The sequence below is a fragment of the Sivoneniella epilithica UHCC 1019 genome (assembly GCF_040830845.1).
Classification (GTDB): Bacteria; Cyanobacteriota; Cyanobacteriia; order Leptolyngbyales; family Leptolyngbyaceae; genus ULC077BIN1.
Window position 1 is genome coordinate 190773 of the sequence record NZ_JBFPDP010000003.1, and the last position, 24589, is coordinate 215361.

Consider the following 24589-nt stretch of genomic DNA (forward strand, 5'->3'; position numbering starts at 1 on the left):
TTCATCGACCTCCGGGTAGGCACAAGACCTACCCCTACAGTCAACCCCCTACAGTCAAAAATCATACTTCTATTCAGCAACGCCAAAAGCCTTACACAACCGAGCAGTGGCTTCTAATGAACTGGCAACCAGAATGTATCTCTTTACAGTGTCCCCAACTTTCTTGGTTATTATCTTCAAATTAAGTTGTGAGTAGAATTTAAAAATCAACTGTTCTGATTATCTGGTTTTCACATTGGGCACACTGGGTTCATGACAACAATTTTGGTGATTGACGACGATGTATCGGTGCGAGAAGTCCTCAAAGATTTGTTAGAAATTGAGGGGTTTCAGGCGATCGTGGCGAACAACGGCGCTGCTGGGGTGATGCTGGCTGAGCAGCAAGTTCCTGATGCGATTTTGTGCGATATACAAATGCCAGAGATGGACGGCTATCAAGTGCTGCACACCCTTCAGCAAAACTTGACGACTGCAACCATTCCATTCATTTTTCTAACCGCCAATGCGAGCAAGGAAAGCGTCCGCCAGGGAATGACCCAAGGAGCCGATGATTATTTGGTTAAGCCCTGCACCACTGAGGAATTGTTGGCGGCGATCGCGTCCCGTCTTGCCAAACATACTGCCTTCCAATCTCAGTCTGCAAAACAGTTGAATAACCTTCGCAGCAGCATTTCGCTCTCTCTGCCCCACGAGTTTCGCACACCCCTAACCGCCATTCTCACCTCGGCAGATTTGTTGTGTGGGATTGCCGATGAAGCCACGCCCGCAGAAATTCTCGAAATTGCCCAAACCATTCAATCGGGTACTAAAAAGCTCTATCGCCTCGTCCAAAACTTTTTGCTATACGCCAAGCTAGAACTGCTTCTGCGCGATGATACGCGATCGCACGCTTTACCGCTAGGCGAAACCCATGAACCCAGTAGTTTGATTACGGAAATTGCGAAACGGCTGGCACAACAGCGCGATCGCATCGCCGATTTACAGATAGACCTAGATAATGCCATGCTTGCCTGTCCTCACTTTGAAGTAGAAAAAGTGATAACAGAACTGATTGACAACGCTCTCAAGTTTTCAGAACCAGGCACCCCCATTCACGTTTCAAGCCATCATAATCAAACTGCCTATCATGTAGACATCATCAATCAAGGGCGTGGCATGACCCGCGCACAAATTGCGAATATCGGTGCCTATATCCAGTTTGAACGACAATATTATGAACAGCAAGGCGTAGGACTTGGACTCGCGATCGCCCATCGCCTCCTCACGCTCTACAACGGACAGTTGATCATCGAAAGCATCCCCAATCAATCCACCTGCGCGACAGCAGTCTTTCCGCTAGGGCAAGGGGAAGAGTAATTACGGGCGTTGCTGAATAGAACTATGATTTTGTGCTTAAGCCTTTTGCAGCCCTCACCCTAGCCCTCTCCCACAGGAGAGGGAACAAGAGTTCTAGCACCCTTCTCCCTGGGGAGAAGGGTTGGGGATGAGGGCAATTCATATCTGCATTCAGCAACGCCTAATTACGCACTCAAAACTCGCCCTATCTTCTACAGAGACGCTACGCGAACGTCATTCAACACTCGTCAGTTGGTCTAACTGTTGCCACACTTGATTCAGCACACCATCCAACCCTTGACGGGTGGCGGATGAAATTTTGAAAATGGGGGCGTGGCTGAGTTGATGTAGTTGGGCAGCGATCGCGTCAATATCAGTCGATGAATCCACAGCATCTAGTTTGCTGAGGGCGATGATTTGGGGGCGATCGGCTAAGCCGCGATCGTAGGCATGGAGTTCAGCTTGAATGGTGGTGTAGTTGGCGATCGGGTCTTCGCTAGTCCCATCAATCAGGTGCAGCAATAGACGGGTGCGTTCAATGTGGCGCAAAAAGTCAAACCCTAGCCCCACGCCCAGGTGTGCCCCTTCAATCAATCCCGGAATATCAGCAAACACAGTGCCGTCGCCAGTGGGTTTTCGGACTACGCCCAGATTGGGCACTAGCGTTGTAAAGGGATAGTCGGCAATTTTGGGTCGGGCGGCGGATACGGCTGAAATGAAAGTGGATTTTCCGGCATTGGGCAACCCAATAATCCCAACTTCTGCCAGCAGTTTCAACTCTAGCCGCAGCATCCGACCATCTCCGGGCAATCCAGGCAAGGCTATTTCAGGAGCGCGATTATGATTGCTTAAGAAACAAGCGTTGCCTAAACCGCCTTTACCGCCCTTTGCCACACATACCGATTGCTCTAGTTCTACTAAGTCTCCTAGCAGTTCTTCGGTTTCTGCATCAAAGATCATGGTGCCGCAGGGAACTTCAATGATGCGATCGCGCCCCGATGCCCCTGTACATTTATTCGGTCCACCCCGCACGCCGTCATCTGCTTTGTACAAACGGTTGTAGCGAAGATCGAGCAGGGTTTGCAGATTCTCTACGGCTTTCACAATCACCGAGCCACCCCGCCCGCCCGTTCCGCCAGAAGGACCTCCCGCCGGCACATACTTCTCTCGCCGGAAGGCAACCATGCCATCGCCGCCATCCCCTGCTTTTACCTGAATCTCAGACTGGTCAATAAATTGCATAAAGCGCTTAGAATTCTCTCGATAGCAGGGTTCGATGGTGACAATACTTGCCTAAAGATTTGATTGGAAATTGTTATCACGATCTAGCATTGTACACATAAACAAAACCCACTGTTTTGACGTTAGGTCTTATATCCATGATTCGGCAAATATGTTTACCCTTTAGTCATGACCTATTGTCTCAACCCTGATTGCCAAAAGCCGCGCAATTCTGATAGTGCAAGAACCTGCCGCAATTGTGGAGCAACGCTGTGGTTAAAGGATCGCTATCGGGCGATCGCGGCGATCGGTCAAGGTGGGTTTGGCAGAACTTTTTTGGCAGTGGATGAAGACAAGCCGTCTAAGCCGCGCTGTGTGATCAAGCAGTTTTTGCCCATTGCTCAAGATCCGCGCAATTTCAAGAAAGCCGCCGCTTTATTTGAGAAAGAGGCAGTTCGGTTGGAAGAACTGGGGCACCATCCCCAAATTCCAGAACTGTTTGCCTACTTTCGCCAAGACGGACAGCAGTATTTGATTCAAGAATTTATCTATGGCAAAACCCTCGCCGAGTTGCTAGTGCAGGGAGTTTTTGTTGAGATACAGATATGGGAAGTGCTGACGAGCTTATTACCCGTGCTGGAGTTTATCCACGCCCACAATGTGATTCATCGTGACATTAAACCGGGCAATATCATTAGTATGGCAAGTCCGCAGGGCAGTATGGCACTCCCTCCACCCGGAAAGCTCGACTGGGCAACGTTGCAGCAAGCCCTGACCACTGAAGCTAATCAAGGGTTTTGGAATGTGATCAGCCCATCTTACCGGTTTCATGAGTTGCTCAGTTATAGCTTGTCTCAACCGCCCAAAGAGTGGGCGATCGCGGTGCAAACTCACTGCCAACAATTGGCTGCTCAATTTGTCCGCTATCCTACATTGCCATTGGCACAGCGCCAATATTTAGTGGCTGATGCCAATCGTTTGGTGTTTGAACTGCGGCAAGCCTCCGAAGCAAAAATGGGGCAAGCAGCGATCGGGCGATTGGGGCTGGTGGATTTTGGAGCCGCCAAATCGCTGAAAGGATTGGAGCCATTGCAAACAGGAACTACGATCGGCAGCCCAGAATATGTGGCACCAGAACAGGCGCGGGGTAAAGCGGTGTTTGCCAGCGATTTATATAGCTTGGGTGTAACGTGCATTCACTTAATGACGAAGCTTTCGCCCTATGATCTGTTCGATCTCCATGAGAATTCTTGGATTTGGCGGAGGTGTTTAACCTATCCCGTGAGCGACAAGCTGGGATATGTTTTGGACAAACTGCTAGAACCTGTCCTCCCCAGACGCTATCACTCCGCTATGGAGGTGTTGCAAGACTTGGAGGGAGTAATTCCCATAGGAAGTCCCGTGGAATTCGCGAATGTTTCCCGAATTGCCGTCTCTCCATCCGTCCCAGCTTCCGCCCTATCCATCCATCCAGCAGATCCCCTGTCCACTGCATCACCGCCGCTGCCAATCTCCCCAGTGCAGCCCTCGTTCCAAATCACTCCTCGCCCCCGGTTGGTTTCTCCAGGGTTGGCACCTGCCCTAGAAACTGATCCGACAATTTTGAATGCGCCACCAGAACCGCCAAAGTCAAGACGTAAAGCGACCCCAAGCTGGCACTGTGTGCATACCTTTGAGGCGATGGGCAGAATTTATGCGATCGCTCTCAGCCCAACGGAACCCATTCTGGCAAGCGCGATCGGCAACACGATTAAGCTATGGGATCTCGACACGCTGCACCCCCTCCGCACCCTCACTGGTCATCTCGATATTATTCCCGCGATCGTCATTAGCCCCGATGGAAACCTGGTGATTAGCGGCAGCGCTGACAAAGCCATTACCTTTTGGGAAATTGGCAGCGGCAGACGGTTAGCCAAGTTGCCCTTACATGCTGATACCGTGCTAGCCCTGGCGGTGTCGCCCGTGGAGAAACTCCTTGCTAGCAGCAGTTTTTACGATCCGATTACCCTATGGGATATGGCGTTGGGACATAAGCGTCATGGCTTGCTAGGACATTCTGCCCGAATTGATGCGCTGGCATTTAGCCCCGATGGCACCCTGCTTGCTAGCGGCAGCGGCGACATGACAATCAAGCTATGGAATACTGACACTGGCGAAGAAATCCGCACTTTAGTAGGGCATACCCATCAGATCTCTAGTCTAGCGTTTAGTCCAGATGGCAATACTTTGGCAAGCGCTAGTTGGGATGGCACCGTCAAACTATGGAATGTGAAAAATCGTCGCCAAGGACGAATGCTGGAGGCATCGGGGCGCATCAATAGTTTGGCATGGAGCGCCGATGGTAAGAATTTGGCGATCGCCAGCGATAATCTTCAAATTTGGACTCCTGCCTCCAAAAAAACCAATCCCGTTCTGTTGGGGCATACAGAGGCTGTGACTGCCGTAATCTTTGGACGCGACGACCACACTCTGATTAGCGCCAGTGGCGATCGCACCCTCAAACTTTGGCACTGGGAATAGGCTCAACCCATACCCGGAATCAAGCCCCCACTCAAACGGCTAATTGCTTTGTTGGCAATATCTGAGTAGCGCAGTTGACCACACAAGATTTGCCCAAATGCCGTGGTTGCGGTAGGGCGCTTAATCCCTTTTTTATAGCTCAGTCCCGGAAACCGATAAAACGCTCCGGCAATCCGTTGTGCCCAAAGCATTTCTGCCCCCCATTTATCGTGAATCAGTTGGGTATAGTTTTCTAAGGCATTTAAGTTACCAAATAGCGCTTGGTCGATCGCCTCTGCCGCCTTGACTCCGGTAAACATTGCCGGACGCACCCCTTCAGCAATCAAAGGATCGACCATGCAAGCCGCCTCGCCTGCTAACAAGGCATTTTGAGTATGCAATTTTTGGTTGCCATCCCACAAGCAAAGAGGCTGCACAAACTGCTGACAGTCTGCCGGATTAACACCCATTTTCTGGGAATAACTTGCCATTACAGCCCGCAGATCCGACGGTTCACTGCCCCGAAACGTTGCGCCTGCGATCGAGCAGCGATCGCCTTTCGGAAAGCTAGAAATATAGCCATTTTTAACCATGCCGAATTCAAACTTTGCAATAGTCGGCTGGAGTCCAGCCGTAGGAGATTCTAGGATGACTCCCGTCCGTTGCTGAGACTGTTTGAATCCTAACCATTGACGCATAGAACCTGCGGCTCCATCGGCAGCAATCAAATAGCGAGCTTCAATCGTGCCATTGGCTGTATTGACGTGCCAACGATCGTCCTTAAACTCAATGCCCGTTGCGGTCGTGTTATCTCGCAGTTCCACCCCTTGCGCCTGCGCCTGCTGCACCAGAAAATAGTCAAAAACATCGCGCTGCACCATCCACATTGGCTCTGTGGCTTCAAGATGCGCCTCTACTGGATCATCTAACTTCCACGTATAGCGCAGGTTTTCAACCTTGCAGGAGATCGCGGGTGAAAAGTCAAAATCAAACCATTGGGCAACTTCAGGAGATACACCACCAGCACAAGGTTTATATCGAGGGAGTGCCTGCTTTTCTAGCAAAATTACTGAGCGTCCACGTTTTGCTAAATGATAGGCGGCAGATGCACCCGCTGGTCCTGCTCCTACAACGATACAATCAAACGTCATGATGGAACTCTCCTCTAAGTTAACCCAACTGCACTGTCTTCGCTAAATTAGCTCACAGATACCCTATCAAACAATGGTTAAAGGCAGAGTTCTTTAAAGCTCTACAAAACCTCCCTTCCCTCAGAAGGATGATTTGCCGCACCCAACTCTCAAAGCGTTATGCCAACTGGCTTAGAGAAGACAGTATATTTACAGACATTTGGTAAAGCAGCTTTACATTCTGATATTTTTGACATGCTGTACTGTTCCCCCTACCCAGCGATCGCAGCACTTTTGCGCGGAATAAATCCAGCGGAATAAATCCATAGTATGGTTCTGACTAAGCCACTTGGTAGATAGTCCACAGCCGCGATCGCTAACTCTACCAACGTCAAAGGCTCACTTAGCAAGTCTTTTAAGATAGCAACAGTGTCTAGTAGTTTGGGCTGACTCATTATTTGATAAAAGCAGAAATTAGCCGAGCCACATCGGAAGCTAACCCATTATCTTCTGGTTTATCAAGCTGAAGATGATAAATCTGAATTTTTGGCGCGTGTTGGATATACATAGGAAAACTAGCAACTGCTCAAGCGAGATTATACTCAATGCGATGGCAGACTCTGAGGTGGTAGAGGTAATAGTCACTGATTAGGGAACTCGCTTCAAGGTCAAAGCTCAGTGAGAGGGGTTAAACGGTCAACGGTTCAAGGTGATTACAATCTGGCAGCAGGACGAAGGCTCAGACATGATTCGATTTGTCACTTTGTATCCAGATAAATCAAGGAATAGCAATACGGGGAAGGAGAGTTAGAACAAATGACAACTGATGCTTTGTTTCATTGGGTTGTTTTGAACCAGGATGTTCCTGATAGTGCGATAAAAGCGGGCGATCGCGCTGTCATTGTTGATCACCTATCTGCTAGCGCAAAACAGCCGGAACCCGGTTATGTAGTAGAAGTTTTTGAGCAGGGAGAAACGCTGGATGTCGTCTCTGTTCCGATTTCGTGGGTGACGCTTTTGCCTGAAGTTTGGGGGCACACAGAATCCTCAGCGATCAAAGCAAGTTAAATTAGCAATACCATTGTTCTCTTTGCCCCACTCCCTACTCCCCTACTCTCTCCTGCATCTGCCGCAGCAGGTCTTGCGTCAGCGGATGCTGCGATCGCTGCGCCGTTTGCCCCGCCTGAATCACTAATTGCGTCAGGTAGCCCAGGAAATTCTATGTTAAAGCGATCGCACAATCGTCTCTATTGACTGCTTCAGACTCGGCAATTCTTCCACAGCCGTCTCTCACAGGGGTACAGCTTTGCTGAGAACTCGTTCGCGGATTCTGGGTCACAGTCCTTTTTCGGTGACAATATCAACCTGACAACCCAGTAAATCTTGTAATTCCATCAGCAAGCCACCCAAGTCAAATAAGCTACGTTCCGCCTCCATCTCCACGAGGAAATCCACATCACTTTCTGAGTCTGCCTCGCCCCGTGCGACCGAACCAAAGACCCGGACATGATAAGCGCCATACTTCGCGGCGACTGCCAAAACCTCTTCCCGTTTTTCCTGCAAACGCCCCTTAATGTTCATGGTCAACGTCACCTTTTACCTCTACTAGCCGCCACTCTAGCATCCCATCATCCCTTTCATTTGACCGCCGTGCGCAGCGTGATCGCCTTTTCTAGATATTCCACAGCTTTGTCGAAGCGTCCTTGCAGTTTGAATTGAGTCGCCATGCTGTCATAAAGAATGGCAAGATTTACCCGCACGTGCTGAGTTTTGGGGTGATTCAAACCAAAGTTTATAACCACGATTCCTAACGATCGCTGATACAAAGATTCTGCTTCACTATAGCGTCCTTGGAACTTGTACAACGCTGCCAAATTATTCAGAGTGATTGCGGTGTCGGAATGGTCTGCCCCTAACTGCTGCTCCATAACTTGGAGTGATCGCAGATACAGCGGTTCGGCTTCGCTGGCGCGTCCTTGGGATTCATAAAGAAGTGCAAGATTATTGAGGCTAGAAGCAAATTGAGGATGATTCTCTCCCAAAGTTTCTTTCTCAATCTCTAGACCTCTTAAGCGTAGCGGTTCGGCTTCGCTGGTACGTCCTTGCAATCGGTAGAGTTCTGCCAGATTATTGAGACTGCTAGCAATATGGGGATGCTCTGTGCCAAATTGCTGTTCAAGAATGGTGAAAGATCGCAGGTACAGGAGTTCGGCTTCGCTGGTGCGTCCTTGGGATTCGTAGAGGCTTGCCAAATTGTTGAGGCTGCTGGCAACATGGGGATGCTCTGCGCCCAACTGCTGCTCATAGATGGTGAGCGATCGCTGGCACAAGGGTTCCGCTTCACTATAGCGTCCCTGCACTCGGTAGAGTCCTGCTAGATTGTTGAGGCTGCTGGCGATATGGGGATGCTCTTTGCCAAACTGCTGCTCATAGATAGTGAGAGATCGCAGGTATAGTGGTTCTGCTTCACTATAGCGTCCCTGAGATTCGTAGAGTGCTGCCAGATTATTGAGACTTTGAGCAACATCGGGATGCTCCGTGCCTAACTGCCATTCTTGGATGGAGAGCGCTCTCAGACACAACGGTTCTGCTTCGCTGTAGCGTCCCTGAGATCGGTAGATTCCTGCCAGACTATTAAGTCCCATGGCAAATCGAGGCTGGTTTTCTCCCAAAGTTCGTTTCTCAATTTCTAAACATCTTAAGTGTAGGGATTCCGCTTCGCTGTAGCGTCCCTGGGAGGTGTAGAGGAGTACCAGATTATTGAGATCAGTGGCAATTGCAGGATGATTATCTCCATAACAGCATTGATCGATGTCGAGCGATCTCAGGTGCAACGGTTCTGCTTCGCTATAGCGTCCCTGCACTCGGTAGAGTCCTGCCAGATTATTCAGAGTAATTGCCACGTCAGGATGATCACTGCCTAAACGATCTTCAGACGTTTCTCGACAGTGCTGATACCAAAACAGTGCTTGGCAGTAGTCTACCTGTCCTTCATAAAACTGGGCAATACGAGTAGCCAGCTTAAATACATCAGCATCCGTGAGCCAGGGCTGTAGGGTAGTGGTTGCCTCTTTGAGGTGGGGAATGACGGCTGTAAATTGCTCAATTTGAGAACGGGTTGTGACTATTGGCATTGGCTCTGCCACTGCTGCCATGACTCGACAAAGGGTTTGTTTCGTCAGGTCTACGTCTGCTCGTTGCTCCCGCTTTGCCGCAAAAAACTCGCGCAGGAGTTGGTGCAGTTGGTACATGCCCTGTCTGGTTCGTTCTAGCAGATGCAGGTTTAGCAGCGACTCATCCCGTCGATCTTCTAAGGCTTCGGGATCGTCTTCCGGCAAACACGCTTCTACTAACGTCCAGGGAATTTCTGCCAGGGCAAACAGACTAAGCAATGCTGCCAACCGTTGCGCTGATTCGTCCAACACGTCCCAACTCAATTCAAAGGCGGCGGTCACTCCCAGAGTTGCAGTCATTTCTGGAGTAGCATCTTTCAGAGCCTTCGCGTCTAGGCGTTTATCCTGCAAGCGTTGCCACAGGGTTGCCAAGGACGTGTCTGGTTTTCGCGCCAGATATCGCCCAACTAGCTCCAAGCCTAGAGGCAAATAGCCCAGCCATTCACAAATCTGCTTTGCGGTTGCTAAATTCTGGTCGATTCGTCCATCAAGAACGATCGCCCTCAGCAACGAGATCGCGTTCTCCTCCGACAGCACCTTAATTTCAAAATTTTGCACAGGCGATTGTGGTGTTAACCGCGTAGTCAGCAAAATTTTGAAGTGCGAGTCTACTGGTAACAGCGGTTTGATAGCGCCGTAATCCTGGACATCATCCAGAATCACCAGCGTCTTCGCGTCTTGCCAGTTGCGCCAGTAAAACGCGACCTTTGCTGCCAATTCAAAATCATCGGGTGGCTGCGGCATCGGCAGAGATCGAGCAAACAGCACAATTTGCGGGGCGATGTCTTCCCGTGCCTTGAGCCAAACCACGCCACCCGGATAGGTTTTCTCCGCCAAATGTTTCCAGGCATACTGCACGGCTAATTCGGTTTTGCCAATGCCGCCCATGCCAGAGATTGCCGAAATTGCCACAGCGTTTTCTTCCTGCAACAGCGTGTGCAGATCGCTTAATTCCTGCTCTCGTCCAACGAAAATATCCGTACCGCGTTGGTCAAGATTGTGTGGGGTACTTAACTTTGTCGGTGCCCCTCCCGACGACTCTAGTCAATCGATGGGTTTATTGCCGTAGTTGTAATTGATGTTGATTGGTGAGTTATGAACTCCCTGAAAGATGGGTGCTTGAGGGTCATTGTTCTGGAAGCCCTCGCCGCCAAACACCTGCATTGAATTGCGAGCGTTCACATCCTCCATTTGCACGAGCACTTGATGGATTTCCTGGGCGATCGGCTGCACCATGCCCACAAATTCAGGATTTTCCATCTCCTTCAGCAGATAGTCCTGGATTTGCTTTAGTTCCGGCTCCGAACCCTTAGCTGCTGCTGCTAGCATCTTCTCGGTTCCTGGTTTGCCCTTAAAGCAGCGATTCTATACGGCTTGTCCCAACTTTTGAATCGGTGCAGATGCCGCTCCCACTACCTTTTCGCCCAGCTTGCTCCCCATGCCTTCATAGAGTTTATCTAAAATGATCTTTGCGATCGGGGTTGCCAACGCCAAGGTAATGACTTCCAGCATAAATTTTGAGTGATGAAAGAAAACTATATCTGTTTTAGCCTTCAAAGTATAAATTTGCCACCCAATTTCAGACAATCCGCATTCTGCTGAAGAGTGACATGTACATTAGAGGATCGATCGCGGCTTCAACAAACTTTCAACAAAAAAGGGAGAGGCGCTAAGCGTCTCTCCCTATCATCAGGGTGCATCTACTAAACACAGTATGCCACCTTAAGGGTGGGGGGTGTCACCCCCTGTTGATGTTTTTTTCGTAAAGAAATCTCTCTTTGTGCTTCACAATTAGAACATCAGCCATTTGAATAAGATGCCAGCTAGCCTGAAAACCCTAGTAGGGAAACCTCTAGCTAACTATTCAGTTTTTTGCTGACCAATTGATTAGTCAACTTAGGATCAGCACGACCTCCGGTTTTTTTCATCACTTGACCAACGAAAAAGCCCAGGAGCTTCGTTTTGCCTCCGCGATATTGTTCTAATTCTTTCGGGTTTTCGAGCAACACTTCCTCGATCGCACTTTCTAACGCGCCTGTGTCCGAAATTTGCCCTAATCCATCCCGCGCCACGATTGCTTTGGCAGAGCCGCCTTCAGTCAATAGTTCTTGCAAAATAGTTTTGGCAGCCGCATTGCTGATGGTGCGATCTTCAATGAGTCCAATCAGTTCTGCTAAACTTTCTGGCTTCAAGGGCAAATCACTGATGCTGAGGTTAGCATTGTTATTTAAATAGGCGCTCAGGTCGCCCATCACCCAGTTTGCCGCCAGTTTTGCCGAAGCACCCGCCGAGATCGCCGCTTCAAAGTATTCCGTCGTCGCGTGGTCGTTCGTCAGCACACGGGCATCATAGGCAGACAAGCCCAAATCGGTAGTATACCGCTGACGTTTTTGGGCGGGCAGTTCTGGAAGTTGCGATCGCCAGTCTGCGAGTTGGGCAGCGGAGACTTCAATCGGTGCCAAATCGGGTTCTGGGAAATAGCGGTAGTCGCTTGATCCTTCCTTCTTTCGCATACTAATCGTGCGCTGAGAGCCTTCTTCCCAGAGGCGCGTCTCTTGCACCAGTGCTTCGCCTGCTTCCACCGCTGCAATCTGGCGCTCAATTTCGTATTCGATCGCCCGCTGAATCGCACTAAAGGAGTTCATATTTTTGATCTCAACCTTCGTGCCAAACGCTTGTTGCCCCACCGGACGCACCGAAATATTCACGTCACAGCGCAGCGATCCTTCTTGCATATTGCCATCGCCAACGCCCAAATAGCGCACAATCCGGCGAATCTCTTGAGCATACTCAGCCGCTTCTTGACCCGTGCGAATATCCGGCTCAGAGACAATTTCCATCAGCGGCACTCCTGCCCGGTTGTAGTCCACCAGCGAGTAGGTAGACCCTGAAAGCCTTTCACCGCCGCCATGGACTAGTTTGCCTGCGTCTTCTTCCATGTGCAAACGGGTTACGCCAATGCGTTTGTGAGTCACGGTTCCCGTTTCTTTGTCGTAGAGTTCAATGTTCAAAAAGCCATGTTCTGCGATCGGCAGATCAAATTGCGAAATTTGGTAATTTTTCGGCAGGTCGGGGTAAAAATACTGTTTGCGATCGAACTTGCTGTAAGGTGCAATTTGACAATTTAAGGCAAGCCCCATCTTCACGGAAGATTCTAATACCGCCTGATTCAAAACAGGCAATGTTCCGGGTAAACCCATACACACGGGGTCGATCAATGTATTGGGTGGTTCGCCAAACCGGGTTGAGCTAGGCGAGAAAATTTTGGTATTCGTGTTGAGTTGACAGTGAGTTTCCAACCCAATCACTGCCTCATATTGCGTTTTTGCGGGAGCCGATGCGGTCATGGAAACTTTCTTGCACAACAATTAGGCTTCCATTTTAGCGGCAAGCGGCGGCGATCGCTTAATATCAGCCACCGCAGACCACTTTGATTTCACAAACAACCTCTTGCGCTCTAATAAAGCCTCGCTAAAGCCTAAGTTCAGACAAACTTAAGTTCAGACAAACTATTGAGGGTGCTAAGGTAGCCATTCTTCGTCCAGGGTTTGCTCTAAAGTAAACTTTGATGCTTCAGGAATAAGCTCGGCATTCAGTTCACTAGCGGTGAGAAAAAGCTTTCTACCATTTTGATAGGCGATCGCAAAGGTGTCATGCAGATAATTTTGAGGCTAGGGCTGTCTTTAAGGATGGCTTGAATTTGTAAGCGGAAGGTCACCACTTCTAATTTCCAACCTCTAAAGCAAGCTTTTCGCTCAACTTCCCAATATTGAATCTTGAGAAGATGTTCACAAAGCCGCATTAGATCACTAGAAATAGAGCGTTTGTCGCTCTTACCCAAACTCTCGATCGCCTCAATCAAGTTGTCTAAACCTTTGCGATAACAACCGATACACTTTACTTGGATATGAGGGCAGCTTCGGCGAATGTCCAGTCGGGGCGGAGATTTTTGGCATGACGCAGATAAGGGTGATGGATTTCAACGTTGGGGTTCGGGGTATTGAAATGGATCAAAAAGCGGATGCATCGAGGCAGACTACCCTTTACATGCATTTGTTGCACATCTAGTAGAGGCACCTGCGACCAATGAGGACGTTCACGGGCGATCGCTGCTGGAAAAATTGCATCCAAATCCTTAGTCACCGAAAAAGTGACGCTGACAATTTCTTCCATGTCTAACTGGTTGCGAGACTCAAGCTCATTCAGCAGTTCATGCACTGCGTCTCGAATCGCATCAATAGAATTCTCTGTAACCGTTGTTGCACCACGAATAGCTCGAATTCGCCAACCCACGCTGATTTCCTCCACTTTCAAAAACAATTGCTATCTGCTTAATACTAAAAAATCGTTAGAACTTAATCATTAAAGCTATCAATGATCATGGCTGAAAATTTACCAAACGTCAGTAATTCAGGTATCTATCACTAAAATATTTTTGAAGCGGCTCTTTCGCCCCAGTTTCCTCAAAATGTGCTTGACAGATACGATCGCAATTCGTGACAATTGAGGACTGTTGTATTTTTTGCTCGGATCAGGTTCTCTCTAAAGTTGAAGGGTGCGATCGCTCTTTAGCTACCTGTACGGCGCACATGAGGCAAAACTAATGGTTTACGCAATTATTGAAACGGGTGGCAAGCAATTTCGGGTTGAACCCGGTCGCTTTTATGACATAGAGCGGCTAGCCGTTGAACCCGATGGCAAGGTTAGTATTGATAAAGTGTTTTACGTTCAGAACGAGAGCGATATTCATGTTGGGCAGCCTTTTGTTGAAGGGGCAACGGTTGAGGGCACGGTTTTAAGCCACTCGCGTGGTCGCAAAATCATTGTTTATAAGATGCGCCCCAAAAAGAAGACTCGTAAAAAGCAAGGTCACCGTCAAGAACTGACTCGGTTGATGATTGACAGTATTACGATTGACGGGCGATCGCTCGGTAGCGCCAGCACTGTTGCTGAAACTCCTACTCAATATGTCGATTTTGAGAAGGCTGAAGCAGCACAAGCTGCTGAATAAAATTTTGAGATGTCTCAATCCGTCAGTTTAAGCATTTAAAAAGTAGGAAGGCAAGTATGGCTCATAAGAAAGGGACAGGCAGTACACGGAACGGTCGCGATTCTAACGCTCAACGTCTGGGTGTTAAACGCTATGGCGGTCAAGTGGTCAAAGCAGGCAACATTTTAGTGCGTCAACGGGGCACTAAACACCATCCTGGTAATAACGTAGGCATCGGCAGTGACGACACTTTGTTTGCATTAATTGCAGGCGTTGTTACTTTTGAGCGACTAGGAAAAACCCGCAAGAAGGTTAGCGTTTATCCAGTAGCCGCTGCGATCGCGTCCGAATCAGCAGCACCTGAGCTAGTCGCAGCAGAATAGCTTAATCCAAAAACTACAATGGGTTGGTTTTAAGTAAAAAGCAGTGAGCGATTCCGTCCACTGCTTTTTATTAATGTTAAGTTACTTTAAAGCATTCACTAAAGAGCGCCCATTCTGAGAAAAGCGCTCTGCCAAAACTTTTTGATAAACTGCCTCATAGCCATCCGCCATCCGCTGAGCGCTAAAATTAGTTTCTACATGCCGACGACATGCTTGCCGATCAATCGTGGTAATTTTGCTTAACGCCTGGATGCACTCTTCTATGGTCTGGCACAAAAATCCGGTTTTGCCATGAGCAATGACTTCAGACGCAGATCCCAAATTCATCGCAATTACAGGCGTTCCTGCCGCCATTGACTCAGCCATGACTAAGCCGAATGGTTCTCTCCAAGTAATAGGAAACAGTGTTGCTACTGCATTGCCTAGAAGGACATTTTTTTGAGCGTGATTTGCTTCCCCCAAGAATTGGATTTGAGTCCCGTCAATGTGCGGTTTAACCTCTTGTTCAAAATACTCTACGTCAACCGGATCGATTTTGCCTGCAATTTTAAGGTTCCAGCCTGTAGATTTAGCGATCGCGATCGCTAAATGGGTTCCCTTTTCGGGTGACATCCGCCCCAGAAACGCTAAATAGGGGGGATTACTAGGTTCGGGATAAAACCGATAAGCCGAAGTATCCACTCCGTTGTAAACCGTTGCCACACAGTTCAAGTTCAGTCTAGGTTCCCGTTGCGAATCTGAAATACTGATGAATGGCTGACGACGAGCATGAGCAAACATTTTTTCATTATCAGGCGTAAAAATGCCATGGAGCGTAAAGACCGTCGGTGTCTTCACCAAATTAGCGTAAGGTAGTCCAGCACAGCCCATATGGGAATGGATAATATCAAACTCGTTTGCCCGCTCATACACTTGACTCAACTGAAGCATTTCATAAATGCCCACTTCCTTAACAGTTGGGTCGAGCCGTAGTGCCTGCGGGTGGATTGATTCTAGCTCGGCAGTCGTGGTTGAATCGCCAGAGGCAAAAAGAGTAACTTCATGCCCACGCCGTACTAGTTCTTCAGTGAGCAGGCTCACAACTAACTCGGTACCACCATACGTTACTGGCGGAACCTGCTCCCAAAGGGGTGCTATTTGTGCAATTCGCATGAAAACCTCCTAATTAATAATTCGCCTAATCTCTCAAAGTAATAAATTCCCCCGGTCAATGTTGCTAAGTGTTGCTAGAGGAAAAAGTTTGTTACAAAAAAAGTATTTACCGACATATTTAAAGAAAGATTAGGAATCTGTCATGTACGGATAACCGTAAGTCACTCTTCCTATCCTCCACTAGGTAATGCTTTTAATGCATCATGCTAAAGCTATAGAAATTAACAATCTTTAGAAAGACTTTATGAAAATGCTGCACAGGGTAGAGTGTTGCTTCAGTTTTTCTACAACTCGTCAGGCGCAATAACGCCCAGTCCTGTCAAAAGTCCGCATAGCAATCTTTGAGTCACTAGAATCATGGCTAAGTGAGCGGTCTGGCGATCGCGTCCTTCAGTTGCCAGACTGCCCCAAATCTGACAGTGGCGATGCATCGTACTAAATGCTCCAGCCAAATTTTGAGCAAGCGCTGTAATTCGAGACGGCTTCAACGATAGATCTTGAGTATTTTCGGGCAAAATAGCTCCTTGCCAGGGGAGTTCATCGAATACAGTCAAGCACTGATTTATTAATTGACGTTCTGAAGCATGACTTACCCAAAACTGCTGCTCTGAGGGTAATCCAGAAATTGGGGTCAACCAAGAAATCGAGTCTGGCTGTGCCCATTGCCATTGAGCAGGTTGCTCCTGCCAGTTCAGCCCAATTATTTGCTGCTGGGCGGCAAGACGGATCAATGAGCAGCAGCGCGCATGAGCATGTTGGATTGAAAATAGGCTTGGGTGTGAGCGTTTGGCTGGGCAGGCAGGGAGATCTGCAAAAGCAAAAAGTGGTGTAGTCGGTTGGGTGAGGCAGGTGAGCCATTGCGCGATCGCCCAATCGTCTATGCTAAATTCTAGATAGCCAGACGAGGTTGCTTGAATATCAATGTGATCTAGCAAGGTCGGCGATAACCCGGCAGGAATTTGAAAAGAAGTCTGATCAGATACATACATAGATAGCTCTGCTGCCAAACTTCTCGCCACCATCGCAGCACTCATATTTGCAGAGACGCATATTTGATGAGAAACGGCGGATAAATAAACTAGCTGAGCCTTTTTTTGAATGGGTCTCAGCCAGCTTTTTGAGTGTTGCAACCGACTTTTTAGCAAACAAAGATGAGTAAGATTAAGACCAGAAAATGATTTTTTCAAAAGATTTTCCTGGCATAGAAAAGCATCCTGTAGTATGATTTGCAACAATTGTTTGGGTGAACACAGCGTAACTTGCAATACAGCACTCGTTAAACTATACGAATTTCTTGCGTCTAAGGTTACTCTTAATTAGCAGCTAGTTTTTACGGTACTAATCTAGTGAATAATCTATTGCTGCTTATCGCTCTGGACAAGACCCCAGTTCTACTTGCTCATCATCTGTCCTTAGTATTTGAACCACTTTCCTTGGACAATTTTTTCTTTGCGTCTACCGAAACACACATTTTAGGGTTCTAAAAGGTTACAAGAGAGGAGTAAAGCTACACTGATAACAAAAGAGTAGCATTTCTCTATTTAGAGCTAGTTAAAAAATAATTCTAAACTTTTGCTGTTCATTTCAGCCTCGCACCTATGTACTCAGTATCTTCCAATATCTCAGAGGCATCACGTCCATTTTTAACCTGGCAGCGCATCATTGATTGGTCGCAGGAACATTATCGGGTGCGATCGTTTGCTAAGGATGAAAAAATTCCAGCAAGACCCGGATTGCTCTATCTGGTGCAGCGGGGTGCAGTGCGTTTGGTAGGTAGCGCTCAAGTGAATGCAACTAGCATTGCCGCACGCACTGTAAATGTGACTCCTGAGGAAGCCTTTCTAGGGTTTGTAGGGGCAGGTCAGCCTTTTGAAATTGTCGCGCAGTCTCCGTTTACGTTACAAAGCTATGCTCACGTTGACCAAACCTCCGTTTTATGGATGTATTGGCATGATTTAGATAATTGGCCCCACTTTCGCAGAGAGGTGCTGGATGCTTTTCGCTATCAACATCAACGGAAGTTGCTTTGGCTTAGCACGTTAGGACAACGACGAACCATCGATCGACTGTTGGGCTTCTTAACTCTACTGATTGAAGAGTTTGGGGAGCCGTCCGAAAATGGCTACTGCTTGCCTTTTCCGCTGACTCATGCTCAAATCGGTAGCGCGATCGGTTCTACCCGCGTCACGGTTACCCGTTTGATGGGCAAACTGCGTCAAAAGGGGATGATTTGCACTCAGGGCGATAATTTGATTTGTATTCCAACAGACTCGGTGTTGAGTAAGGGTTAGAACACCGAGTCAAATCTTTAAAGTGAAAGGTGTAAATGAGAACGTGTTTACAACCTTTTTAAGCGTTTAGAGTTAAATGCTTAAAATTGTCAAAATGCCCAAGAGCGCCGCGATCGCGCCTATTACAGTAGACCAAACTGGATGGGCGCTCTGGCTCACACGTCCGTTTGCACTTCGCAACGTGTCCACATCCAGCCAAGCTGTTGTTCCGCGTCGTAGCCATCCCGTTGCCACAATAGTTTGATTAACCAAGTCTGCCGGACGGGTAGCTTTAGGCAATAGATCGCCCAAAAACCCAAAGCGCGAAGTGCAATGGAGTTTGACCATTCCTGTGCTGGTTTCTAAAAGCAAGTCTTGATTTAGGTGATTATTAATCTCAGGGCGACCCAGCAATCGTCCCTCTAGACGAATGATTTGGCTGTTGATTGGCAAAATCGGAGCTTGTTGGATCGCATTAGCTAAAGAGAGGGACGCAGATGCTTTTAACGAGGCAGGGCGAATCTCTGGGAAAAAGGGATTGATGCGGATGATCGTGCCAACGCAGAATCCGACGAATGGTAAACCGCGTAACAGGGTGCGATCGCCTGCCATCCAGCTAATGGCTTCTAAGTTAAGCTGCTTACCGATTCCACCAATCAAGAACAGCAGATAGGCACTTAACACGCCTAAGATGATCCCAAAATAGGGTGCCCCTTGCAGGAGCAAGCTGCGCCATTGGTGTCCCGTTAAAAATGATCGGCGCGATTTTTGAGTTGACGATTGCCAATTTAATTCAGGATCAAGCTGCCAATGACGAGCGTAGAGTGAGAGCAGTTGCAGGCGATCGCCTGTGGATGGATGAGAACTATTAATCGCTAGCCAATGTCGGTAAGGATTGGTAGATTCCCACTGCAATAGTGGCTCAATGGGTAGATGAGAATGCAGGCTGCCTAAAGAGACTGCGGCACGGTGATTCATGGGCATTAACAGATCGAACCCTTCCAGCAAATAGCTGGTTTGCTGGTGATGCTGCACACTTTTAGCCGTGCCGATCGCGATTTTTAGCAGAGCGCGAGTATAGCCGTTAGGATTGCCTGTCAGATCGGTTGCCACGAGATCGCTGCAATAAACTCGCTGCCGGGATAGCCAGAGCGGAATCCAGTGCAACAGCCAATACAGTCCATAGCTAAAAGCTGCAATCAACGAGGCAGAGGCGCGTGAAACAGCAGCGGTCTTCTGGCTGCCCCAATCTGCAACCACTCGATACAGCGTGTAGGGAATTTGCAAAATCACGATTGCCATAGACATCAGCGGCACATCCCAATTGGCAAGATGCCCCAACTCATTGGCATAAATGGCAGCTATTTCGTCATCTGCGAGTTGGTCGAGCAAGCCTTGACTAACAACAATTCGGGCGATCGCAGGCATTGAGCCATAGGTAAACGCGATTGGGGTCTGGGTCGGCAAAATTCCTAGGGCTGGCGACGAGATCCCATGTTGGCGGCAAAAGCGCGGCAGAAGTTGGGTAGTTTCGGGGCTATAGCCTGCCAACTTGGGCAATGTTAAAGGCTGCAATCCGTAGAGAACTGTCAGCAACCCATCCAAAATCCAGCGGGAGCCTGCCAATATAACTAGCAGCAAAACCGCTGTAAAAGAGGCTGTCCATCTGGGCGAACCCGATTGCACAACGCTAAAGCCTAGGCGTGGCAACAGCCTAACCCACATCGTTTCATAGGAATCAGCGCTCCAGTAGAGCATCTGCTGAATGCCGACAAAGAGCGCGATCGCAGTCACAATTTGAACAGCCGCTAACTGGAGCCGTTTTACTTTTCCTAAAGGCTTCCAGTTTTTTGCCCGTCCCGCATTGCGCCAAGTGGGTTGATAAAGATTAACGCTTTGTTCAACAGGCGCTCCAGTCGATGCCGAAATTGGCGGAAGTGAAGTAGACACTGAACCGACGGGGACGGAGGCAGAAGCAGACTCCTCGTCAGAATCTTCGGATGCAGGATCAATTGGAATGAACCCGGTTTGGCTAGATACTGTAGCCGCTGGGTTAGCAGACGTTGGCGATGATAATGGCACAAAGCCACTGCGATCCATTGAGGAGTCTAAAATGTCTAAATCTACAACCCTTGGCTCTTCTACGGCGCTAGGAATAGGGGTTAAGGATGCCAGGTGGGGATGACGCTTGATCAAGGTAACTAGGGTGCGCGTTGCCCAAGTTTGCACCTGCTCATTAGAACTGTTTTGTAACTGTTGACAGACTTGAGCCGCTTGATCGGTTTCGCCCAATCGCTCATAGGCGATCGCTAATGCCATTTGCGCCCGTGCAACCAAGGGCTGATCAGCAGAAATTGCCAGGGAATTTTCTAGCAGCAGCGCCGCTGTGGAATAGTCTTCTTGTTTGAAGGCGGCTAATCCCGCTTCCAAATCGGTTAGCGCAGCAGAGTTGGTAGACGACTGAGAAGAAGTCATTAGGGGGGACTCCCACTTGGAACCTTTTAAGGATACCTCTACAATGAAGCGGGTTCTCTCCCAGAAACTACGGGGGCGATCGCGTTTAGTTGTAACTCCGGGTGATCCGCTTCCACTTGCCCGACGTTCCATTCATTGCGAAACAGTAACACTGGGCGATTCCAGCTATCTTTCACTGCCACCGTATTAAACAGCCGTCCTGCTTTTTCCAGGGCTTCCCAGCCACCCACGACCCAGCGCGCCACAGAATAGGGCAACAGTTCCAAAGTGGTTTCCACGCCATATTCACTTTGCATCCGAAACTGCACCACTTCAAACTGCAACTGCCCGACGGCTGCCAAAATCGGTTCCCGTTTTGACTCATCAGCGGAATGCATAATTTGCACGGCACCTTCTTCTCGCAATTCCTGCACCCCTTTTTGAAATTGCTTAAATTTAGAGGGGTTGGGATTTTTCAGGTAGGCAAACAGTTCCGGTGAAAAGGAAGGAATGCCTTCGTACTCCAGCTTTTGACCGACGTAAATCGTATCGCCGATCGCAAATACGCCAGGATTATTTAAGCCAATCACATCGCCGGGATAGGCAGTTTCAATCACTTCTCGATCTTGAGCGAATAATTTTTGGGGACGGGACAGCCGCACGAGTTTTCCAGTCCGCGCATGATTGACAGTCATATCTTTTTCAAACTTGCCAGAGCAGACTCGCACAAAGGCAACGCGATCGCGGTGCTTTGGGTCCATGTTTGCCTGAAGTTTGAAGATAAACCCTGAAAATTCGGGATAGGTTGGCTCAATTTCGCCCTGATTGCTCACATGGGGAGTGGGTTTGAGGGCGTACTCTAAAAAAGCATTGAGGAATGGTTCGACCCCAAAATTGGTCATGGCACTACCAAAAAAGACTGGAGTCATCATGCCCTCATGGACTTCTTCCAAATCCAGTTCTGAACCCACGCCTTCTAGCAATTCCAAATCATCTTTGAATTGATAGTACAAATCCTGTTCTAACAACTGCTCGATTCGGGGATCGCCAAAGTCAATGATGGTATCTACTGCCTCTCGCTGACCGTGGGCGCTGCGTTCAAACAGGTGAATTTTTTGGGTGCTACGCTCAAATACCCCCTTGAAGCGATCGCCCATGCCAATGGGCCAATTTGCCGCGTAGGTCGCCAAACCCAATTCTTGCTCAATTTCATCCAATAGTTCCAGCGGTTCTCTACCAGGGCGATCGAGCTTGTTTACGAACGTAAAAATGGGCAAACCCCGCAACCGACAAACTTCAAACAGCTTACGAGTCTGTGGCTCTAAGCCCTTTGCCGCATCGATCAGCATCACCGCATTATCCGCAGCCGCAAGAGTACGATAGGTGTCTTCACTAAAATCTTGGTGACCGGGCGTATCCAACAGGTTAATCTGGAAGCCTTTGTAATCAAACTGCAACACGGTAGACGTAATCGAAATGCCGCGCTGCTGCTCCATTTCCATCCAATCTGAAGTGGCATGACGCTGCGCCCGTCGAGCTTTGACGGCTCCGGCTTGGTGAATCGCACCTCCATACAGCAGCAACTTTTCCGTCAACGTGGTTTTCCCAGCATCCGGATGAGAGATGATGGCAAAGTTACGCCGACGCTCAACTTGGGTCTGCAATTCAGCCTGGATTTCAGTGGACATTTATTCGCCGGATAGGTAAACCTTGAAAACCGGAAGTGATCCGATAGAGTCTCAAGTCTAGCAGCACCTTAAACAGAGCTACAAGGGCAAGAATCTACAGGATAAAACCCAACCACAATGCGGCTAGACTAGATTATAGGTAACCAATGCCTAGTATGGATTTGCTGCCTTCACAGTTCCCAGCACATGGATTAAATATTCGCTATGGATGATCTGACTCAACGTCGTAAACTGCTGTCTGCTTTGTCTCATGGAGCAATTTTCTTTAGCTCTTTGGTCATTTCAATTGGGATTCCGATCGCGGTTTTATTTATGTCGGACGATCCGGTCATCAAAGATAACGCCAAGGAATCCATTAACTTTCACTTTAATCTTTATATCTATGCAGCAATTTTCTTCTTGCTCATATTTATAGCCATTGGAATTCCACTTTTAATCTTGTTGGGTATCGCAACTCTTGTGCTGCCAATTATGGCGATCGTTCACTCAATTAGTGAACCGAACAAGCCCTATCGCTATCCTTTTATCTATCGATTACTCAAGTAAAATGCAGCACAAGTTACCGATTGAGTTTCTGAATAGAGTGTCTCAATAATAGTCTTTAGCAACTTTACGGGAACCTCGCTAATTGGGGTTGGGTTTTTGCGATCGCGGCGCTTGAGCGATCGCAGTATAGTATCAATGTAGTGAAGCCCAAGTGGATGTGAAGCTCCTTATGCAAACTCCTAACACCTTTGATTCCGACAAGCGCAAACTTCTATCTTCATTGGCTCACGGGTCAATTTTTATCAGCGCTACATTGATCTCAATTCTCATTCCGATCGCGATTTTAAGTGTCTCCGATGATCCTGTAGTGAAAGACAATGCGAAGGAAGCTATTAACTTTCACTTCAATGTTTGGCTTTATGGGATTATTCTAGTCCCGCTTTCGTTTATCACCTTTGGCTTAGCTGGCGGCATTTGGTGGTTAATTCATTGGGGCTTAACAGGTTGGGCAATTTTGCATTGTCTCAATGCTCCCAATGAGTCATTCCGCTATCCGTTTATTTTCCGTCTTTTGAAGTAGGGGCGAGAAAGAGAATAGAGGCGCGATCGCTATGCTGACACCTGTTTGTCAACTGTGCTGTTTAAAATAAAACTGCCCCACAGTTGAGCTACCGCAGGGCACGAAGGTACAGTTAAACGCTTGTATATTTAGTATTGCGAACTTTTTAACGAGCATGTTTCAAAGATGTGCCAATCATTAGAGTGTCCATTTTCATCAGAGCGTTCATTTTGTGAAGCGTATCCAAAACAGTAACCGGGTCAGTTTTAGCAAGGTGACCCCTTACAGTAGAACCATTCACCTCATGCACTAACAAATTCAGCAGCCGCCAAGGCTGCTTTTTTATGGTCAATCTAGGAATTTGGTGGGATGTGTTTCTTATTCTTGTGCTACCGATAGGGCAAAGCTTGTGAGTCGCCTTACCAGATTGTGTTGATTATCCATCCAAATCCTAAGCCGATCAGACAAACGGTTGTTAATAGCCAGAAGGATTGTATTCCATTCACACTTCTTGTTTGCAGATCAATTCGAGCAAGGGTCTCAGCGGCTAGAATTGTCAGAATTTGGGTGAAAACATGTAGCCAATACAACACTACGGCTGCCAATCCAGCAAATAAAAAAATTGTGGTAAACGCCACCGTATCAGAGTTGAACCAACGGGTGACAAACGCACTGAAACTCTTTAAAGGAGCCATAAACGCAATAGAAGAGATGATGATCCAACTAATAGCTAAGGTGGCGGTGAATAAATTGTGCTCAAGGGCAAGCCGACAAATATTGGTAGGCTGGGGTGTTGGAACTTTGGCTTCTTCTGGCTGAATCGGTAGGCTAGTGGACTGAGCTTCGCCAAGTGGTTTAACGGTTGTGCTTCCATTGGGCATTTGAGATGATCCCAGGCTGGCAGGGTCTAAAAACGGCGATCGCGTTTGACTCCTAGTTGATCCCTGCCGAATCTCTACTTCAATAGGCATCACTTCCCCAATCATTTGATAACATTGCGTGATTAGCAACATAGGCTTGGGGGATGGCAAACCTGCCAAATACCAACCGAAGCTCGCGTAGCAAACCGTTAGTAACGCTAAGGATGTCCAAGGAAAACGTTTTACAGATATTCTCACTTCAACTTTAAGCCTCTAGCTTTTGACTAATTTTATGATTCTAGGGTCAAATTTCGGCATTGCTGAATGTAAGTATGATTTTTGACTGTAGGGATAGGTCTTGTGCCATAGCTGTCAACTAAAAGAAGGAA

22 protein-coding genes and 1 pseudogene are annotated in these 24589 nt (G+C 48.1%); 8 read left to right on the forward strand and 15 right to left on the reverse strand.

What is annotated here, in order from left to right:
- Nucleotides 1-252 precede the first annotated feature (252 nt).
- A complete protein-coding gene (locus tag AB3R30_RS03530; RefSeq protein ID WP_458647761.1) occupies nt 253-1356 on the forward strand; it encodes a hybrid sensor histidine kinase/response regulator in 1104 nt (367 codons plus the stop codon).
- Between the two features lie 213 nt (nt 1357-1569).
- Here the strand turns inward: AB3R30_RS03530 and obgE are convergent, their stop codons facing one another.
- On the reverse strand, nt 1570-2577 hold the full coding sequence (gene obgE / locus AB3R30_RS03535; RefSeq protein ID WP_458647762.1) for a GTPase ObgE: 1008 nt from the start codon (nt 2575-2577) through the stop codon (nt 1570-1572).
- A gap of 168 nt (nt 2578-2745) precedes the next feature.
- Here obgE and AB3R30_RS03540 point away from each other — a divergent pair, with 168 nt between their 5' ends.
- On the forward strand, nt 2746-5076 hold the full coding sequence (locus AB3R30_RS03540; RefSeq protein ID WP_458647763.1) for a protein kinase domain-containing protein: 2331 nt from the start codon (nt 2746-2748) through the stop codon (nt 5074-5076).
- 2 nt (nt 5077-5078) lie between these two features.
- Here AB3R30_RS03540 and AB3R30_RS03545 read toward each other — a convergent pair whose 3' ends face one another.
- Both AB3R30_RS03545 and AB3R30_RS03550 read right to left on the reverse strand, forming a co-directional pair.
- Complete coding sequence (locus AB3R30_RS03545; protein WP_458647764.1) at nt 5079-6206, reverse strand: geranylgeranyl reductase family protein; 1128 nt, start codon at nt 6204-6206, stop codon at nt 5079-5081.
- A gap of 251 nt (nt 6207-6457) precedes the next feature.
- On the reverse strand, nt 6458-6640 hold the full coding sequence (locus AB3R30_RS03550; RefSeq protein WP_458647765.1) for a hypothetical protein: 183 nt from the start codon (nt 6638-6640) through the stop codon (nt 6458-6460).
- Nucleotides 6641-7001: 361 nt separating this feature from the next.
- Here AB3R30_RS03550 and AB3R30_RS03555 point away from each other — a divergent pair, with 361 nt between their 5' ends.
- Entirely contained in the window at nt 7002-7253 is a 252-nt protein-coding gene (locus tag AB3R30_RS03555; protein ID WP_458647766.1) for a hypothetical protein, read from the forward strand.
- A gap of 267 nt (nt 7254-7520) precedes the next feature.
- On the opposite strand, the gene AB3R30_RS03560 is transcribed toward AB3R30_RS03555, so the two are convergent.
- The 7 genes and pseudogenes from AB3R30_RS03560 to aroH form a co-directional block, all read right to left on the reverse strand.
- Nucleotides 7521-7766 (reverse strand): nucleotidyltransferase family protein, encoded by a 246-nt coding sequence (locus tag AB3R30_RS03560; protein WP_458647767.1) that lies wholly within the window; start codon nt 7764-7766, stop codon nt 7521-7523.
- A 56-nt stretch (nt 7767-7822) separates the two neighbouring features.
- Nucleotides 7823-10333, reverse strand: a complete 2511-nt coding sequence (locus AB3R30_RS03565) for a tetratricopeptide repeat protein (protein WP_458647783.1) — start codon at nt 10331-10333, stop codon at nt 7823-7825.
- A gap of 69 nt (nt 10334-10402) precedes the next feature.
- Nucleotides 10403-10687 carry a hypothetical protein gene (locus AB3R30_RS03570; RefSeq protein ID WP_458647768.1) on the reverse strand — a complete coding sequence of 95 codons (285 nt, stop codon included), beginning with the start codon at nt 10685-10687 and terminating at the stop codon, nt 10403-10405.
- Between the two features lie 36 nt (nt 10688-10723).
- Nucleotides 10724-10870, reverse strand: a complete 147-nt coding sequence (locus AB3R30_RS03575) for a hypothetical protein (protein ID WP_458647769.1) — start codon at nt 10868-10870, stop codon at nt 10724-10726.
- Nucleotides 10871-11214: 344 nt separating this feature from the next.
- Nucleotides 11215-12705 carry an Asp-tRNA(Asn)/Glu-tRNA(Gln) amidotransferase subunit GatB gene (gene gatB / locus AB3R30_RS03580; RefSeq protein ID WP_458647770.1) on the reverse strand — a complete coding sequence of 497 codons (1491 nt, stop codon included), beginning with the start codon at nt 12703-12705 and terminating at the stop codon, nt 11215-11217.
- Between the two features lie 174 nt (nt 12706-12879).
- Nucleotides 12880-13220: pseudogene (locus AB3R30_RS03585) on the reverse strand (DUF29 domain-containing protein).
- A 35-nt stretch (nt 13221-13255) separates the two neighbouring features.
- Nucleotides 13256-13651, reverse strand: a complete 396-nt coding sequence (gene aroH, locus AB3R30_RS03590; RefSeq protein ID WP_458647771.1) for a chorismate mutase — start codon at nt 13649-13651, stop codon at nt 13256-13258.
- A 310-nt stretch (nt 13652-13961) separates the two neighbouring features.
- Between aroH and rplU the strand changes: the two genes are divergently transcribed.
- Both rplU and rpmA read left to right on the forward strand, forming a co-directional pair.
- Nucleotides 13962-14369 carry a 50S ribosomal protein L21 gene (gene rplU, locus AB3R30_RS03595; RefSeq protein ID WP_458647772.1) on the forward strand — a complete coding sequence of 136 codons (408 nt, stop codon included), beginning with the start codon at nt 13962-13964 and terminating at the stop codon, nt 14367-14369.
- Between the two features lie 56 nt (nt 14370-14425).
- Nucleotides 14426-14731: a 50S ribosomal protein L27 gene (rpmA, locus tag AB3R30_RS03600; protein WP_458647773.1), complete on the forward strand. Its 306-nt coding sequence runs from the start codon at nt 14426-14428 to the stop codon at nt 14729-14731.
- Nucleotides 14732-14812: 81 nt separating this feature from the next.
- Here the strand turns inward: rpmA and AB3R30_RS03605 are convergent, their stop codons facing one another.
- Together AB3R30_RS03605 and AB3R30_RS03610 are read right to left on the reverse strand one after the other, a co-directional pair.
- The gene (locus AB3R30_RS03605) at nt 14813-15883 is read right to left on the reverse strand and encodes a glycosyltransferase family 4 protein (protein ID WP_458647774.1); all 1071 of its coding nucleotides are present in this window, start codon (nt 15881-15883) and stop codon (nt 14813-14815) included.
- Nucleotides 15884-16167: 284 nt separating this feature from the next.
- The gene (locus AB3R30_RS03610; RefSeq protein WP_458647775.1) at nt 16168-16905 is read right to left on the reverse strand and encodes a DALR anticodon-binding domain-containing protein; all 738 of its coding nucleotides are present in this window, start codon (nt 16903-16905) and stop codon (nt 16168-16170) included.
- A 576-nt stretch (nt 16906-17481) separates the two neighbouring features.
- Between AB3R30_RS03610 and AB3R30_RS03615 the strand changes: the two genes are divergently transcribed.
- Complete coding sequence (locus AB3R30_RS03615; protein ID WP_458647776.1) at nt 17482-18174, forward strand: Crp/Fnr family transcriptional regulator; 693 nt, start codon at nt 17482-17484, stop codon at nt 18172-18174.
- Nucleotides 18175-18246: 72 nt separating this feature from the next.
- Here the strand turns inward: AB3R30_RS03615 and AB3R30_RS03620 are convergent, their stop codons facing one another.
- Both AB3R30_RS03620 and prfC read right to left on the reverse strand, forming a co-directional pair.
- Nucleotides 18247-20628, reverse strand: a complete 2382-nt coding sequence (locus AB3R30_RS03620; protein ID WP_458647777.1) for a M48 family metalloprotease — start codon at nt 20626-20628, stop codon at nt 18247-18249.
- 38 nt (nt 20629-20666) lie between these two features.
- The gene (gene prfC, locus AB3R30_RS03625; protein ID WP_458647778.1) at nt 20667-22295 is read right to left on the reverse strand and encodes a peptide chain release factor 3; all 1629 of its coding nucleotides are present in this window, start codon (nt 22293-22295) and stop codon (nt 20667-20669) included.
- 204 nt (nt 22296-22499) lie between these two features.
- Between prfC and AB3R30_RS03630 the strand changes: the two genes are divergently transcribed.
- Together AB3R30_RS03630 and AB3R30_RS03635 are read left to right on the forward strand one after the other, a co-directional pair.
- Nucleotides 22500-22841 (forward strand): DUF4870 domain-containing protein, encoded by a 342-nt coding sequence (locus AB3R30_RS03630; protein ID WP_458647779.1) that lies wholly within the window; start codon nt 22500-22502, stop codon nt 22839-22841.
- Nucleotides 22842-23010: 169 nt separating this feature from the next.
- Nucleotides 23011-23361, forward strand: a complete 351-nt coding sequence (locus AB3R30_RS03635) for a DUF4870 domain-containing protein (protein WP_458647780.1) — start codon at nt 23011-23013, stop codon at nt 23359-23361.
- Between the two features lie 398 nt (nt 23362-23759).
- On the opposite strand, the gene AB3R30_RS03640 is transcribed toward AB3R30_RS03635, so the two are convergent.
- Nucleotides 23760-24353, reverse strand: a complete 594-nt coding sequence (locus tag AB3R30_RS03640; RefSeq protein ID WP_458647781.1) for a hypothetical protein — start codon at nt 24351-24353, stop codon at nt 23760-23762.
- Between the last annotated feature and the right edge of the window lie 236 nt (nt 24354-24589).